We start from the raw sequence: 15,900 nt of genomic DNA, 5'->3' as shown, positions 1-15,900 counted from the left end.
GACTGCCACATCAAAGGCATCACAGAGGCTGCTGCACAGACAGTCTCTTGCGAGTAGTTCGCTCTGCGACGAGGACCAGAACGAGTGGATCGGGGCGGTGTAGCGCTTGCGGCAGACGGTCCCGAGGACCCGCGTCCGCGCACCTGTCTTGCCTCACGCGGACGATTGCAGCGTGCGCTCGCGGACTCACGGGACGGATTCCACCGACGCGGTGGCCCGAGGGCCCTCCGAGGTGACCACGCAATGCTCACCTCATCCCTGCGCAGCGCTGCCGAGAACCCCTGCTTCGACCAGATCGGTGATCTCCGACTCCGGCACCCCGGTGACCCGGGTGAGGGTGTCGGTGGTGTCCTGCCCGAGCTCCGGTGCGCCTCCGCAGTGCAGGTGCCGATTGTCGAACAGGGCTGCCGTGCCGGCCGCGAGGTAGTTTCCGACGCCTGCCTGGTCGAGTTCGGCGAAGAGCGGGTTGTCCTGGACATCCGGTGAGGCGGAGGTTTCGATGAAGGTCCGGTAGCGCTCGTGGAGGACACCGCATTCACGCAATGCGGAGGTGATCCGGTCGGCGGTGTGCTGTGCGAACCAGTCGGCGAACAGCGCGGTGAGCACATCGCGGTAGCGGAACCGGTCGGCGTCCTGTGTGAAGTCCGCGCCCAGTGCCGACTCGAGCGCCTCGACGGTGGCGGCGGTGCCGGTCGCCGCGACGAGCCCGCGGAAGTGTCTCGGAGTGAGGGCGACGATCATGAAGCGGGAACCGTCGGCGGCCACGAAATCGGTTCCGTAGGTGCCGTACACATCGTTACCGGTCCGGGGTCTTTCGGTGCCGTTGACCTGAACTTCGGTGAGGTATCCGAGGGTTCCGGCAAGCGATAACGCGATGTTTTCGAGCGGAAGGGTGATGTGCGTGCCCGCACCGGTTTTCGTGCGGTGCAGCACCGCTGCGGTGAGCGCGAATGCGGCGTAGAAGCCACACGCGATATCCCATGCCGGAAGCGTGTGATTGATCGGTTCCGGATAGTCGGCCGGGCCGGTGAGGAACGGGAACCCGACGGCCGCGTTGACGGTGTAGTCGACGCCGGGCGTGCCGTCGCGCCGGCCGAGGATCTCCAGCGTGATGACATCCGGGCGGATCCGTTCGAGGACGTCGTGTCCGAGCCATTTCCGCCCGCCGGCGTTGGTGACCAGGATGCCGCCGCCGTCGCCCGGTGCGGTGATCAGCCGCTGGATCATGCGCTGCCCTTCCGGGCTGCGCATATCGCAAGCGACGGATTGTTTGCCCCGGTTCAGGCCGGTCCAGTAGATACTGGTGCCGTTGCCGGCGGTCGGCAACCGGGTGTGGTCGGCCGCGCCTCCCAGCGGATCGACACGAATCACCTCGGCGCCCAGTTGTGCGAGTGTCAGCCCGCACAGCGGCGAGGCGACAAAGCTGGATACCTCCACGACTCGAAGTCCGGATAGGGGCAGATTTTCGGAGTCGTGGGGCATGAAATTCCATCCTTTCGGTGGTGGGCTGTCGAGCGAGCCGTGGATGTATCGGTGCTCTGCGTTCAGTGTCTCGGCCGGTACTCGCGGAGCAGGCCCCGGCTGATGATGGTCTTCTGGATCTCGCTCGTCCCTTCGCCGATCAACAGGAAAGGCGCTTCTCGCATCAGTCGTTCGATTTCGAACTCCTTCGAGTACCCGTAGCCCCCATGGATTCGGAACGATTCCTGGGTGACTTCGGCGCAGTATTCGCTGGCCAGCAGTTTTGCCATACCGGCGCTGATATCGTTGCGTTCGCCGGTACTCTTCAAGCGTGCGGCGTTGACCATCATGAGATGTGCGGCCTCGATTTTGGATGCCATTTCGGCGAGCTTGAACGCGATGGCCTGGTGTTCGGCGATCGGCTTTCCGAAAGTCTTGCGTTGCTGTGCGTAGTCGATGGCCAGTTCGAACGCGCGGATAGCGACTCCGCACGCACGCGCCGCGACATTGACGCGGCCGACCTCGACGCCGTCCATCATGAAAGCGAATCCTCGATTCGGCGCGTCGCCGAGAACCTGGGCCGCCGGGATACGGAAACCGTCGAAGACGGCTTCGGTCGTGTCTACGCCCTTGTACCCCATTTTCTCGATTTTCGCGGGAATTGTCAGGCCGGGCACCACCTCGCCGAAGCCCGCCGGCTTCTCGACCAGGAAGGCGGTCAGCCCACGGCTGGGCTTCAGGTCGTCGCCGCCGGTTCGCGCGAGCAGTGCGATGAGGTTGGACGAGGCGCCGTTGGTGAGCCACATCTTGGTGCCGTCGATGATGTAGTCGTTGCCGTCGGGCCGGGCGCGGGTTCTGACGGCCGCGACGTCGGAGCCCAGATCGGGTTCCGACATCGAGAACGAACCCCGGATCTCGCCGGTCGCCATCAGCGGCAGATACTTGCGCTTTTGCGCCGGGGTGCCGTGCCGAGCGATCATATGCGCGACGATGAAATGTGTGTTGATCACCCCGGAGACGCTCATCCAGCCGCGGGCGATCTCCTCGACGACCAGCGCGTAGGTGAGCAGCGACTCGCCCAGCCCTCCGTACTCCTCGGGAACGGTCAGACCGAACAAGCCCATTTTCTTCATGGCATCGACGATCTCGGCGGGGTAACGGTCGGCTCGCTCGAGCTCCGGTGCGTGGGGAATGATTTCCTTGTTCACGAAAGCGCGTACGGTGGCCAGAATCTCGGTCTGGACGTCGGACAGTCCCGCAGTCTGTGCAAGCACGATATTCCTCCTTCAGGGCCGGTTCAACCGACCTGTGCAGCGCCGGCGTAGATCGACTTGTACTCGAGGTAACCGTCCAGGGCTTCCGGCCCGAGTTCACGTCCGATCCCGCTGCTCTTCATGCCGCCGAAGGGCGCACCGAGATCCTGCATGTAGTAGTTCACGCCGATAGTGCCGGTGCGGACCCTGCGGGCCACGGCGATACCGCGGTCCTCGTCGGAGGTCCACACCGATCCGCCGAGTCCGTACTCGCTGTCGTTGGCCAGCCGGACGGCATCGTCGTCATCGTCGTAGGGCGTCACGGTGACAACCGGCCCGAAGACTTCTTCCTGTGCGATGCGCTCCGAGTTGTCGACATCGGCGAAGACAGTCGGTTCGACGAACCAGCCGTCCGGCAGGCCGGCCGGGCGTGCGCCGCCGGCAACGAGCCGCGAGCCGGACTTCTTGCCCAGGTCGATGTAGCCGAGCACGCGCTCCAACTGGGCTTCACTGGCCATCGGTCCGCACGTGACCGCAGGGTCGAGCGGGTTGCCCAGCACCATATCGTGCGCGTACTGGGCGACAGCGTCGACGACTTCGGCGTAGCGGGAACGGGGCGCGAGCACGCGCGTCTGCGCAGTACATGTCTGTCCGTTGTTCTGGAACGAGGCGTCGCCCAGCCCGGCGACGAAGGTGGCGAGATCGGCGTCGTCGAGCACGATGGCAGCGGACTTTCCGCCGAGTTCCAGTGTGCAGCGGCGGATCAGCCGGCCGCATTCGGCGCCGATGATCCGTCCGGCCGCGGTGGAACCGGTGAAGGCGATCTTGTCCACCAGCGGGTGCGATACCAGCGCCGCCCCTGCCTCCCGCCCCGCCACCACGATGTTCAGCACGCCCGGCGGCAGACCGGCCTCGGTGGCGGCCTCGCCGAGAACGTAGCCGTCGAGTGCCGTTTCCGGAGCCGGTTTCAGCACGACCGTGCAGCCCGCGGCCAGCGCCGGAGCGATCTTCATCATCGCCAGGACCTGCGGATAGTTCCACGGTGTGATCGCTCCGACCACACCGACCGGTTCACGGCGCACGATGGTGGCCCCGGCCTGGCTGGGCCGGGCCCGTTCCAAGGGGGTGGACTCGATGGTGTCGGCATACATCCGGAGCAGTCCCGCGGGCGCTGCACCGTTGAAGGCACGGGACAGTGCGATGGGCATGCCGTTCTCCCGGCTGACCAGGGTTGACGTGCTATCGGCCCGGGCAGCCAGCGCGTCGGCGAACCGGCGCATGATGGTTGCTCGCTCGGCGGCTGTCGTGCTGCCCCATGGACCGTGCAGTGCTCGTTCGGCGGCACGGACGGCGGCGTCGATATCGGCCGCGGACCCGAGAGCTGCCGTCCCCAAGGGTTTGCCGGTGGCGGCTTCGAGGGATACCTGGGTATCGCCCGCCGGCGGCGCCACCCATTGGCCCTCGATGAAGAAGCGGGTGCGGTCGAGTTCGGTGCTGTTCATTGACATCTCTCCTCGAGTGATCGATTACTGGATGGCCGGTTTCGGCGGGGTGGCGGGCCGGAAACTTGTCGGGCGGTCAGCACTGCGGCGCGCGCAGTGCGATCACTTTTCCGGGGTTGAAAATGCCGTGCGGGTCGAGCGCCTGTTTCACCGCTGCGTGCATGGCCAGAACCGGCTCGGTCAATTCCCGGGTCAGCCCGTCCCGTTTCAACAGCCCGACGCCGTGTTCGCCGGTGACCGTGCCGCCCAGATCGATCGCGGAATCGAGTATGCGCTCGAAGGCGTATTCGGCCCGTCGCCGCGCGTGGGCGTCGTCGGCGGGGACGATCAGTAGCGGGTGCAGATTCCCGTCACCGGCGTGGGCGACATTGGCGATGGTGATTCGGTTCTGCTTCCCGATGGCCTCGATCCTGGTGAGCATCTCGGGAACGGAGGCACGGGGCACGCAGACGTCTTCGGTGAGGACGGGCCCGAGTCGCTCGAGGGCGGGGTAGGCGAGCCGGCGGGCCGCGAACAGTGCCTCGGCCTCCTGGGCGTCGGAGGAGATCGCCGCCCAACTCGCATCCGACTCGGTGAAACAGGCCAGAATTGCCGCGGCTTCCTCATCGCCGCCGGACCCCGGGGTATCGGTGCGCGCGAGTAGTACGGCATCCGCTTCGTCGGACAGCCCCATGTTTTTCCATGCATCGACGGCGAGAAGGGTGTGGCGGTCGATGAGTTCGAGCGCCGACGGTATGAGACCTGCCGTCCCGACCGCCGCAACTGCGCGCCCGGCGGCGGAAAGTGAGTCGAAGTAACCGGCGATCGTGCGTTCCGGTGGGCGTGCCGGGCGCAGGCGTACTGTTACTTCGGCGATGATGCCGAGTGTTCCCTCGGATCCGACCATGAGACCCGCCAGGTCATAACCGGCGACGCCTTTGGCGGTCCGGCGGCCGAGCCGCACCAGCTCCCCGCGTCCGGTGACCACCTGCATGCCGAGTACGTAATCGCGGGTGACGCCGTACTTCACACAGCAGAGACCGCCGGCGTTCGTCGCGACATTCCCGCCGATGGTCGACCACGGTGCGCTCGCCGGATCCGGCGGATACCACAGACCGTGTTCGGCACATGCCTTCCGGAGATCGTCGTTCACTACACCGGGCTCGACGACGGCGAGTTGTTCGGTCTTATCGATCTCCTTGATCGTTGTCATCTGTTCGGTGCACAGCACGACGGCGCCGTCGATCGAGTTGGCCCCGCCGGACAGCCCGGTTCCCGCGCCGCGGGCCACCACTGGTGCGCGGTGCTCCAGGCAGATGCGAACGATCTGCTGGATCTCGTCCGCGCTTCGCGGCCGCACGACGGCCACCGGCCGGCGGTGCGGGGCCCATGCGGCTTCGTCGTGGGCGTAACTGTCGAGAATTCCGGGGTCGTCGATGGTCCGGCCGGGTGGAAGCGCGCGGCGCAGATCCTCGATCACAGCGGTACTCATCGCGAACATTCGCTGACCGCCGGCCCGAACTCCGGCAAGGTCGTGTGCTCGCCCGCCGCCCGGAACGACACCGAAACCGGCTCGCCGATGACCGGTTCCGTGGCGCCCGCCCAGGTTGTCGTGATGTTGGGTCCGCTGTCGAGCCGGACCTGGACCACTACGTAGGGAACGTCGTCTCCGGCGAAATACTGTTTGTGGAACCGGACCCAGCTGTTGACACTGCCGGTTCCCGGATCGGTTTCCCAGCCGATATCGCTGGTGAAGTCGTGGGGACATACCGGGCCGGGTGGCCAGAAACGCCGATCGCAGGTCCGGCATCGGGGGATGCGCAGCAGGGAATTCGCCGCCCCGTCGAGGTGCTCGATGTCCTCGGGGTAGCGGAGGGGGAGTGGACGTCGGTCCGACACTGTCTGCTCACCTGTCCTTCGTGAAAATGAGCGAGTCTCCGAAAGGGGTGGCCCACTGAACCGTTTCGCAGCCGGCCACTTGCCGGGCACCGGCCTGACCGCGAAGCTGGCGGGCCGCCTCGACCATGTGACCCCACCCGCAGATATGTGCCTCGGAGAGCAGACCCCCGGCGGTATTGGCCGGCAGCTCACCGCCGAGCTCGATCCGGCCGTTCTGCAGCCAGTCGAGGCCCTGTCCTTCTCCGGTGAATCCGAAGCGTTCGAGGACGAACACCAGGTTGGGTGAGAAGGCGTCGTACAGCTGCAGTGAGTCGATATCGGCCGGTCCCGTCAGCCCCGCCTGGGCGTAGACGGTGTTGTGCTCGACGCGCCGGGTGTCGCCCTGGGAGAAAACCCCGAGTCCGGGCGGAGCGAAGATGAATTCGTCGCGACCGGCGTGCAGTCCTTGCATTCCGGCCACGACCACGGCGGGCCGGCGCAGGTCGCGGGCACGTTCGACGGTGGTGACGAGCAGACATCCGCCGCCGTCGCTGAGCAGAGCGAAATCCGGCCGGCGCAACGGTTCGACGACGAACGGCTGGTCTCGGTAGTTGCCGGTTTCGAGGGCGTCGGTCATCTGCGCGGCCGGATTCAGCCGGGCGTGCTTGCGGAAGGCGATCGGCACCGCGGCGATCAGCTCCGGGTCGTAACCGTATCGGGCGCAATAGCGTTGGAAGGCCATCGCCGCCCCGGCGCCCGGTGCCGTCATACCGTAGTGCGGAAGTTCCCCGTGCGACCCGCCACCTTGGCGCATCCCTTCGAGATCTCCGGCTCCACCGACCGTGCCGAGCCCGGAGAAAGATACGCCCGCCACGCATGCCGCGATATCGGACATGCCCAGGGCAACCGACTGCACCGCCGCCTGCAGAGCCGGTCCGACGAAGCGTCCATGGGTCCACGTCTGCACCGCTGCCCGAATTCCGAGCCCGAACGCTTCGGCCATGCGGTCGTAGTCGACGGCCAATGGATAGCCGACATTGGTGAACAGCCCGTCGACTTCGTCGACGCGCAGGCCGGCATCATCGAGTGCCAGCCGCAGCGCTTCGGCGGCGAAATCCAGTGCGGTGCGGGGTGAACGCCGGGAGACTTCGGTCATCCCGATCCCGACTATGGCTACCTGGCGGAGCGGACCGAGTGGCACAGCGGAGTTCCTTTCCTCTGTGAAGACGGATCAGATGATGGCGTGGGCGTTCGCGGGGCTGCCCACTCCGCGTGGCAAGGGAAGGACTCCGGATACCAGAAGGAATTCATAGTGACCGCGGTCGGCGCACGCGGCGGCGAGCCTTTCGAGATCCCACAACTCGCCCAGCGGCATGCCCTGCAGTGCGATCAGGCGGCGGTGCAGGAATCCCTTCCGGCGGTCGACCGGGAAGACTTCCACGCCGACGTTGTCGGCAGCCACCGCGGCGAACTCGTTGTCCCAGAGGTAGCCGGCCATCTGTTTCGATGAATCCAGCCCCGGGCACGCGAACCCGGCACCGATCGTGTCTCGCATACGGAGCCGGTGCTGTTGTGGGCGCGTGCGATACCACTCGGTCCAGCCGGTGCGAATAACGAGTATGTCGCCCGACTCGAAGGTTGTCCCCTGGGCGGCCGCCGCCGCGTCCAGCATGGCTGCCGTGATCACGACCGGTTCGTCCGGAACCAGCGGGGTTCCCATGTCGGCGAGGTAGCGGGCGATATCGACCAGGACTCCGCGCCCGCCGAACCCGTGGGCTGCCCAGTGATCGACTCCGAGGGTGTCGGTGGTGGCAAGATCGGACTCTTGCCGGCCGCCCCAGTAGCCGTGCCGTCCGGCACGGATATGCCTGAGCCCGTCCCATTGCGAGGAGCTCTGCAGGTAGAAGTGGTCGAGCCGGTCGTCGTGTCCGGCTGCTGTGTCTTCGACGATGTGGTCGTAGGGACCGCGTTCGCCGAACAAGCCGGGATTCGGCTCGTCCAACGGCAGGCACAGCGAGATCATCTCGCCGGTCCGGATGGTGCGGGCCGCGGCGAGCCGCTGCCGGGGTCCGATGAGGTTGAGCGTGCCGATTTCGTCGTGGCGACCCCATACCTCCCAGCCGTGGTGTTCGTCGCGGTCGGGCAGTGCCGGAAGCTCGGCGAAGCGCGGCGTGCGCCGGATCTCTTCGGCGGTGCTCATCGCACGCCCTCGGTGAGCATGTCGCGCAGTTTCAGCTTGCTCACCTTGCCGGTGGCAGTCTGCGGTACCGCCGCCGACTCCATCACGACGAAACGGCCGGGCACCTTATAACTGGCAGCACGAGCGCGGATGTAGTCGGTCAGCGTGCGGGCAAGCGCTTCATGGTCGCCGACAGCGACGGCCGGGACCACAACGCAGGCCATCTCCTGGTCGCCTTCCCGGGTCTCCAACCCGAATACGTACGCCTGGTCCACCGAGCTGTGGCCGGAAATGATCTCCTCCACCTCGAGCGGCGCGACGTTGATGCCTTTGATCTTGAGCATTTCCTTCCAGCGCCCGCCGAAGGACAGCGTGCCGTCGGCGTCGAGCACACCGAGATCACCGGTGCGGAACCAGTCATCCGCAGTGCGGGTGCCGATATTGATCTCGGCGCCGCCCAGATAGCCGGACATGACACAACCACGGATCTCGATCTCGCCCGCCGAGCCGGCCGGACACGGTGCGCCGGTGGAGTCGGTGATCCGAATTTCCTGCGTGGGAAGGGGTTTGCCCTGCGTGTCGAGCTTGACCGCGAGGTCGTCGTGAGCGTCGGACATGGTGACGAACCCGTATGACTCGGTCAGCCCGTAGGCACTGCACGCCTCGGTTATGCCGAGGCCTTCGATCGCCAGTCGCTTGTCCTCGGCATTGAAGCCGACCGGCCCCGTCCGCAGCGACGAGATGTCCCGTCGTCCGAAGCTCGGGGAAGCCAGCAGGGCGCGTACGGCGGTGGCGAGGCCGTAGAACACAGTGCAGCGCTCGGCCTCGATGAATTCCAGCGCCGCCTCGCCGTCGACCTTCTCCTGGATACAGAGGGTGATCCCGTGGGCCAGTGCGACGGGAAGGGCGTTGCATGCGCCGTACCCGAAGAACAACGGCATCGCGAACCACAGCCGATCTCCGGGTGCCACATGCATGCGATCACCCATCGCGCGACCATTGCGCAGCAGTTTGCCGTGCTCGAGGGGAACCGGTTTCGGAAGTGCTGTGCTGCCGCTGGTGTAGAGAATCATCGCCGGATCCGACGGTCCAGACGTCTGCGGTGGGCACGGTCCGCGCTGTGCAGCAGACGGAAAGGGTTCGGCGGCCGGCCACAGTAATGCCCCCAGGTAATGCTCTCCGCGGGTGGCGGACGCGTATGTTCCGGGATATCCGGCAGCGGCGAGTTCGGCTGGGATGTCCTTCCCGAAGACGAGGTGCTCGGTCACGATCAACCGCAGGTCCGCGGAGGCGACCAGATGTGCCAGTTCGTTGGAGCGATACCACGTGTTGATCGGGACGGCAGTCAGTCCGGCGCGCTGGGCGCCCAGCACGGCGACGAGCCAGCGCAGGCCGTTCGGTAGCAGTACTCCCACCCGTTCACCGGGACGCAGACCGGCCGCGGCCAAAGATCCGGCGAATTCTTCACAGCGGGAATTCAATTCGGCAAAGGTCAGCCGGCCTTCCGGCGCCACCACGGCTTCCGTGCCGGCACATGATTCGGCCAGTGCGGCCATCGCCTCGGGGAAGGTCTCGGGCCGACCCATTTGGATCTCGTTCACTTGACTGGTCCTGTCTTCCGGATGTGGAGCACCTCGGTGGGCATGCCACCGGTCGGAGAGGCGGTTCGTCATCGGATCGATGGCACCGCGCGGAGATCGGCGTAACCGCGCAACAGGTACCCGGCGTCGAAAGACCGGTCCGTCGGCGGTTTTCGCCGTTTCACCATTCGCGGGCAACATTACGCACAACATGATGATGAGTCAAGCAACAATATGTCGAGTCAATTGCGAGATGTTGCGAGTGGTCGCTCCGCGAGCAGGTGTCGATGACCGGCCCACCGCCGGGGGCGGTGCGCCGGTCTCGGTGTCACGCTGCGGCGACAGGAGGGGGGTAGGTGAACCGGACTTCGGTTCTCGACTGCGCGAAGTGTGGCGACTCGTCGAGCGTGCCTGTGTCTACATACCGAAGCGCCCGGGTGGTGCGGAGGTCAGGAGCTGCGGTCCTTCTTCAGGTTCAGGGCGTCGCCCCACAGTCCGGTCACCACATCGAGCAAGGTCTCGCGCTCCAGTACGAAGACCTTCTGCACGATGCATCGAAAGCACAGCTGGTCCAGCTGGACCATCAGCAGTTCGATGCGTAGTTGTCGTTCGTCGCGGCGCTCCGGCGGGATCGTCTGCAGGTATCCGTCGAGTTCGTGGGCGAGCTGGTCGATCTGGTCCTTCCAGCGCCCGGCGACCTCGAGATCGCCGGCCATGGCTTCATGGATCGCGGGCAGCAGTTTCGCGTGGTCCTCCCACCAGGCCAAGGCGTTGTCGAGCCAGTGTCGCAGCGCGGACTCGGTGCCCTCCTCGAGTGCGACGTTCAGCAGTGACCAGTAGCGTGCGCTTTGCTGCTTGCGGACGGCCTCGTAGACCTCGTTGAAAACCTCGGCTTTGTTGGCGAAGTGGAGGTAGAGGGTGGATCGATTGATCTTCGCGGCCTTTGTGATATCTCCGATGGACGCTTCCCCGTAACCGCGCTCTTCGAAAACCGTGCGTGCCGCATGCAATATTCGACGGCGTGTCATCAACCGCTGCTGCTCACGCACCGGGAGCAGCTCTGTTGTCTCAGTCGATGCAGTGTTGTCCATGCTGCGAGCGTAGACCCGGGAGCGCTGCGGGCGTGAGGCAGCATCGGTCGATGCCCTGGTGGCGGACCTGATCAGACAAGCCCAGGATTCACGCAACAGGGTGATGCTTGACACAACGACCTGTTGTCTTTAGGCTCGCTTCCGGACATACGCACTTGCCAGTGCACGCAGGTCGCCGCGCACAACCCGGCCGATCGCCGCGAGCCGAGGCCTCGAACGTTGCCGCAACGCGCTACTCGGTATGCGGCCGGAGGTTTCGATTCGAACCGGTTCTTCGGCGAGGTATTCACGCCTTCCCGCCCGTTCTGCCGCCGGGGCGAAGCCGCGACGACAGCTCGGCACCTCTCGGCATAGGGAGCGCGGAATGTTCTCGATACAAGGGAGTTACCATGTCCAGAGTCAACGCCAGATTCCGAATCCCGGTACTGGCACTGTGTTTCGCCGGATTGGCGTTCGAAGGGTATGACCTGGTCTCCTACGGGACAGTGCTGCCCCAGCTGGTGTCCCCGCAGGGATGGGATATCGGGCCGGCGACAGCGGGGCTGATCAGCACTCTCACGGTCGTGGGTATGTTGATCGGCTCGCTCGTCTCCGGTGCACTGGCCGATTTCATCGGCCGGCGCATGCTGACCATCGCCTCCTGCGGCTGGTTCTCGGCGTGGATGGCGATCTGCGCTGTGGCGCCGACGGCTGAAACGCTCGGCGGGGCCCGTTTCATGGCGGGGCTGGGTATCGGCGCGTTCGTTCCGCTCGCGGCGGCGCTCGCGGTGGAATTCGCGCCCGAGGGAAAGGGGAATCGGTACAGCGCCATCGCCTGGTCCGGATACCCCGTCGGAGGTGTTGTCGCCGCGCTCGTCGGCGTGGTAGCGCTGGAGCCGTTGGGTTGGCGCTTCCTCTTCGCGCTCGGTGCGCTACCGCTGGTCACCCTGGTGCCGCTGATGTATTTCACCCTTCCCGAATCCACGGCAACGCGCCGGTCTGCGGACGATGTCGATGCACGGCAGGGGGACCGGATCTCCGGCACTGCGCGGGGCCCGAAAGCGTTGTTCGTCGACGGAGTATGGGTGCGGACCATCGTTTTCGGGCTGATGAGTGCGAGTGGGCTGGTACTGACCTACGGATTGAATACCTGGCTTCCGCAGTTGATGCGGGCGAACGGATACGAACTCGGGTCGGCATTGACCTTCCTGATTGCTCTCAATCTGGGTGCGGCCACAATTCCGCCGCTACTCGCCGGGCGCGCTGACATCTCGGGGCCGCGGACGGTGATGATCGCAGTATTTCTCGCGGCCGCGGCGAGCATTCTCGCGTTGAGCATTGCACTTCCGCTCGGAGTGGTCTATCTCCTTGTATTCGTCGCCGGTGCCGGAACTCTCGGGGCGCAGCTGCTGATGTCCGGATTCGTGGCGACGGACTATCCCGACAATTCCCGAGTCGCCGCGCTGTCATGGATTTCGTGCGCCGGGCGAGTCGGAGCCCTCGGCGGACCGACGTTGATCGGATTCCTCGTCGCCGCCGGTAGCAGCGTCGAAACAAGTTTCTTCGTCTTTGCCGGATTCGGAATTCTCGGTGCGATACTCGCAGCCGCGATACCTCGACGGCCGCAGACGTGGTCTGTCACCGATGCCGATGGAATAGCCGCGCGTTCCGAAGCCTGATTCAGAAAGTGGAGTTTTTTCGATGACTGTCAGCTCTTCCTTCGAAGTCGTCGCCGACGGATACTCGTTCACCGAGTGCCCGCGCTACCACGACGGACGCGTCTGGTTTGTCGACATGCATCTGAACCGAGTGATCTCGGTTCGGCCGGACGGTTCGGATACACGCACGATCGAGGTGGCAAGCGCACCCGGCGGCATCGGGTGGTTACCCGACGGACGTCTCCTGGTGGTCCTCATGCAGGATCGGAAGATCCTCCGGCTCGATGACGATGAACTGGTAGTGCACGCTGACCTCTCGGATTCGGTCGCATCGACCCTGAACGATTTGGCAGTGGACACCACCGGCCGATGCTACGTCGGCGAAACCGGATTCGACCCCCACGCCTACCTCTCCGATCCGGAAGATATCGACAACGTATGCCGCGGCAGATTCACCCCTCCGGCAACCAGCCGGCTCTTCCTGGTCGACATGGACGGCGAATACCGGGAGGTGGCTTCCGGTCTGGCGTTCAGCAACGGAATCGTCGTCGACGAAACCCGGAAGTACCTATTCGTCGCGGAGTCGTTCGGCGCACGACTGACTCGCTTCCGCCTTGCTCCCGACGGGAGTCTCACCGAGCGCAAGGAGCTGTTCGTCGACTTCGCACCGGACGGCATCGGAATGGATATATGGGGATATATCTGGGTATCGGATGTATTCGGCCACGCCGCAGTTCGTATCGACGCGGAGGGCCGGGAGATCGAGCGGGTGCGGTCCAGTCAACTCGTCCTGGCCTGCGCAACCGGTGGTGCACGCGGTGATCAGCTCTATCTGTGTGCCTCGCCGGCGCTGGACAGCACCGAATGTCTGCGGTTGCGCGAGTCACGGATCGAGGCAATGTCCATCGCTTCGCCGACACGCGTCGCGAAGTGAACGGCAGGTCATCGTGATTGCTACCTGCCGGCGAGTAACTCTGGTGGCGCCTGGTTCGGATGAGCGTAAAGCTCGCAAGGCACTCGATTCTGCTGTCGACGAGGTGGTTCTCGATCTCGAAGATGCTGTTACAGCCGGTCGCAAGGACGAGGTGCGGGAGTCCGTGGCCGAGTTGGTCGGTGAGTACGGACCCCGGCGGCCGGTATCCGTCCGGGTCAACGGCCCGGATACCCGATGGTTCGGCCGTGACCTGTCCGCACTCTCCGAGGTGGCGGATGCCCTGGCGTCGATCGTGATTCCGAAAGTGGAGTCGACCGCGGATCTCGAGGCCGCCGACCGGATACTCGACAAGGCCGGCAGCCCGGATATGCGACTGCAGGCCCTTGTGGAAACCCCCGCTGGAATTCACAATGCCGACCGGATCGCTTGCTGCCCCCGGATCGAGGCCGTGATCATCGGATACGCCGATCTGGGTGCCGTACTGGGCCGGTCGCCCGAGGCCCCGCCCGAACAGTGGCTCTATGTTCAGGACCGGGTACTACACGCCGCGCGTGCGGCGGGAGTGCAGGCAATCGACGGTCCCTTCCTCGGAATCACCGACGGCCCGGCGTTCCACCGCGCCTGCCGCTGGGCCGCGGATCTCGGGTTCGACGGCAAATGGGTTGTTCACCCGGCACAGGTCGGCACCGCGCTGGAATTGTTCACCCCGAGCGTTGAACAGGTCCACTTCGCCAGGCGCGTACTGTCCGCACTCGAACACGCGGAGGAACAGGGGGTGGGAGCCGTACAACTCGACGGCCGGATGCTCGACGAAGCTCTCGCCGTCGCCGCCCGCCGTACGCTGACCAAGATCGGAGCCAGACGATGACAACTCTCGACCACACCCGGACAGTCGTCGTCGGCGGCCCCTACTTCGACCGGTTGACCGTCGGGCAGATCTTCGATTCCGCCCCCGCTGTCACCTTGACCGACGGGCTCGCGGCCGCGCACCGAGCCATCGTCGGCAACCGGTTGCGCCTGACGCTCGACCGGTCGCTGGCGGCAACGGTCGCCGGTGGCCCGGTTGCGCACCCCGGGCTTGTCACCGATATCGCGATCGGGCAATCGACCGTGGCCACTCATCACGTCAAAGCAAACCTCTTCTACCGAGGCCTGCGGTTGCATCGCCTGCCACTGATCGGTGACACGCTGTCGACCACCACCGAAGTCGTCGGCCTGAAAAGCAATTCGATCAGACCCGGTCGCCCGGCGACGGGTCTCGCCGTATTACGCATCAGCACAGCGGACCAGCACGGACGGACCGTGCTGGACTTCCACCGATGCGCCATGCTGCCGGTCGACCCCACGGTCGATCCGGCCGAGGTGACCCGCAACGACGATCTGTCCACGATCGGCGAATCGAACACAACGGAATGGGCAATGCCCGAAGGAATCGATCTCGACGCCTACCGATCCGCAGTGCCAGGCCCACATTTCGACCCGTCATTGGTGGGGGCCGGGTTCACCTCGAGTGGCGATGTCATCAGCAGTGCACCCGAACTGGCCAGGCTCACCCTCAACATCGCCGCCACACACCACGATGAGCGGACGAGCCCGACCGGTCGCCTCGTCTACGGTGGCCACACCATCGGCATCGCCCTCGATCAGGCAGTACGGGCGCTGCCGAACCTGGTGACGGTACTCGGCTGGCAGTCCTGCGACCACACGGCCCCAGTCGCTGAAGGAGACACCCTCACCAGCGACCTGTACGTCGAGGGCACATCGATACTGTCCACGGGCGGCACCCTCGACCTGCGCTCGATCGTCTTCTCCCATCGCCGGCACGCACCGCCGCAGCAGGTACTGGACTGGCGATTCACCGCTCTGTTCGCGTGACATCCGGGCACCTGGTCGAACACCGACGCCGGCAACTCCAGGTCTGGCCGGATGGTCCCGACCGGCGCCATCCCGCACAGCGTGAACAGGCTTACGCCGCCCCCGAACCGGCGTCGTGGCCACTACCCCGACCCGCCCGGGAAGCCGGGCAACCGATTGCCGGAGGGCCGTGGTATGCGGGTACGGAAGGCGACAGGGCAACCGGCCATCGAGTGTGGTCGTCGACGCTTTCCGTTCGCGTGTTCCTGCTACCGGCTTCCACCGCCGATGCGCGAGAGCAGGGCGGGGATCCGGGATGCCGCGAAGATCGATTTGAACTGCCAGCTGTCGTCGCGAGGGAGGATACCGCCGCGCTGCAGGCCGTCGAAGGCGTCGTAGAGGGTTTCGCCTTCTTCCATGAGGCGGTCGGCGTTGAAGTGGTAACGGTCGACGGCCGGGCATTGGATGAAGCGACCGTTGCCGTAGAGCACAGGGGCGGATTCGTCGTAAGGGTACAGGCGCAGCGGGCCGGACCAGTGCCCGCTGCCGATA

The 15,900-nt window shown here is 65.5% G+C and carries 13 protein-coding genes and 1 pseudogene; 4 read left to right on the top strand and 10 right to left on the bottom strand.

The window, feature by feature from the left end; translation table 11 throughout:
* Nucleotides 1-252 precede the first annotated feature (252 nt).
* From NFL01S_RS13120 to NFL01S_RS13080, 9 genes are all read right to left on the bottom strand, one after another.
* Complete coding sequence (locus NFL01S_RS13120) at nucleotides 253-1,482, bottom strand: CoA transferase (RefSeq protein ID WP_062974913.1); 1,230 nt, start codon at nucleotides 1,480-1,482, stop codon at nucleotides 253-255.
* 62 nt (nucleotides 1,483-1,544) lie between these two features.
* Entirely contained in the window at nucleotides 1,545-2,735 is a 1,191-nt protein-coding gene (locus NFL01S_RS13115) for an acyl-CoA dehydrogenase family protein (protein ID WP_245670670.1), read from the bottom strand.
* A gap of 23 nt (nucleotides 2,736-2,758) precedes the next feature.
* Nucleotides 2,759-4,222, bottom strand: coding sequence for an aldehyde dehydrogenase (locus tag NFL01S_RS13110; protein ID WP_062974908.1), 1,464 nt, complete (start codon nucleotides 4,220-4,222; stop codon nucleotides 2,759-2,761).
* A 70-nt stretch (nucleotides 4,223-4,292) separates the two neighbouring features.
* Nucleotides 4,293-5,687: an FAD-binding oxidoreductase gene (locus tag NFL01S_RS13105; RefSeq protein WP_371851823.1), complete on the bottom strand. Its 1,395-nt coding sequence runs from the start codon at nucleotides 5,685-5,687 to the stop codon at nucleotides 4,293-4,295.
* Nucleotides 5,684-6,094, bottom strand: a complete 411-nt coding sequence (locus NFL01S_RS13100; RefSeq protein WP_062974904.1) for a Zn-ribbon domain-containing OB-fold protein — start codon at nucleotides 6,092-6,094, stop codon at nucleotides 5,684-5,686. The genes NFL01S_RS13105 and NFL01S_RS13100 overlap by 4 nt, the downstream gene beginning before the upstream one ends.
* Before the next feature lie 7 nt (nucleotides 6,095-6,101).
* Nucleotides 6,102-7,274 carry a thiolase family protein gene (locus NFL01S_RS35400; protein ID WP_157116504.1) on the bottom strand — a complete coding sequence of 391 codons (1,173 nt, stop codon included), beginning with the start codon at nucleotides 7,272-7,274 and terminating at the stop codon, nucleotides 6,102-6,104.
* Between the two features lie 30 nt (nucleotides 7,275-7,304).
* Nucleotides 7,305-8,273, bottom strand: coding sequence for a cyclase family protein (locus NFL01S_RS13090; RefSeq protein WP_062974900.1), 969 nt, complete (start codon nucleotides 8,271-8,273; stop codon nucleotides 7,305-7,307).
* Nucleotides 8,270-9,853: a class I adenylate-forming enzyme family protein gene (locus NFL01S_RS13085; protein WP_245670669.1), complete on the bottom strand. Its 1,584-nt coding sequence runs from the start codon at nucleotides 9,851-9,853 to the stop codon at nucleotides 8,270-8,272. The genes NFL01S_RS13090 and NFL01S_RS13085 overlap by 4 nt, the downstream gene beginning before the upstream one ends.
* Nucleotides 9,854-10,281: 428 nt before the next feature.
* The gene (locus NFL01S_RS13080; protein ID WP_084492649.1) at nucleotides 10,282-10,923 is read right to left on the bottom strand and encodes a TetR/AcrR family transcriptional regulator; all 642 of its coding nucleotides are present in this window, start codon (nucleotides 10,921-10,923) and stop codon (nucleotides 10,282-10,284) included.
* 389 nt (nucleotides 10,924-11,312) lie between these two features.
* Between NFL01S_RS13080 and NFL01S_RS13075 the strand changes: the two genes are divergently transcribed.
* Genes NFL01S_RS13075 through NFL01S_RS13060 form a run of 4 tightly spaced genes read left to right on the top strand, consistent with a single transcriptional unit; the run spans nucleotide 11,313 to nucleotide 15,369 of the window.
* Nucleotides 11,313-12,581, top strand: coding sequence for an MFS transporter (locus NFL01S_RS13075; protein WP_062974897.1), 1,269 nt, complete (start codon nucleotides 11,313-11,315; stop codon nucleotides 12,579-12,581).
* Nucleotides 12,582-12,603: 22 nt separating this feature from the next.
* Nucleotides 12,604-13,494: an SMP-30/gluconolactonase/LRE family protein gene (locus NFL01S_RS13070; protein WP_062974895.1), complete on the top strand. Its 891-nt coding sequence runs from the start codon at nucleotides 12,604-12,606 to the stop codon at nucleotides 13,492-13,494.
* Nucleotides 13,495-13,534: 40 nt separating this feature from the next.
* Entirely contained in the window at nucleotides 13,535-14,362 is an 828-nt protein-coding gene (locus tag NFL01S_RS13065; protein ID WP_210745025.1) for an HpcH/HpaI aldolase/citrate lyase family protein, read from the top strand.
* The gene (locus NFL01S_RS13060) at nucleotides 14,359-15,369 is read left to right on the top strand and encodes a MaoC family dehydratase (protein WP_062974890.1); all 1,011 of its coding nucleotides are present in this window, start codon (nucleotides 14,359-14,361) and stop codon (nucleotides 15,367-15,369) included. Before NFL01S_RS13065 ends, NFL01S_RS13060 begins: the two co-directional genes overlap by 4 nt.
* Before the next feature lie 248 nt (nucleotides 15,370-15,617).
* Here the strand turns inward: NFL01S_RS13060 and NFL01S_RS36095 are convergent.
* Nucleotides 15,618-15,900 (bottom strand): annotated as a pseudogene (locus NFL01S_RS36095) (nuclear transport factor 2 family protein); the annotation flags it as partial.

Origin of the sequence: Nocardia flavorosea NBRC 108225 (assembly GCF_001613385.1) — a bacterium.
In the GTDB taxonomy this organism is placed as follows: domain Bacteria; phylum Actinomycetota; class Actinomycetes; order Mycobacteriales; family Mycobacteriaceae; genus Nocardia; species Nocardia flavorosea.
This window is presented reverse-complemented; position numbering and strand designations above follow the sequence as displayed.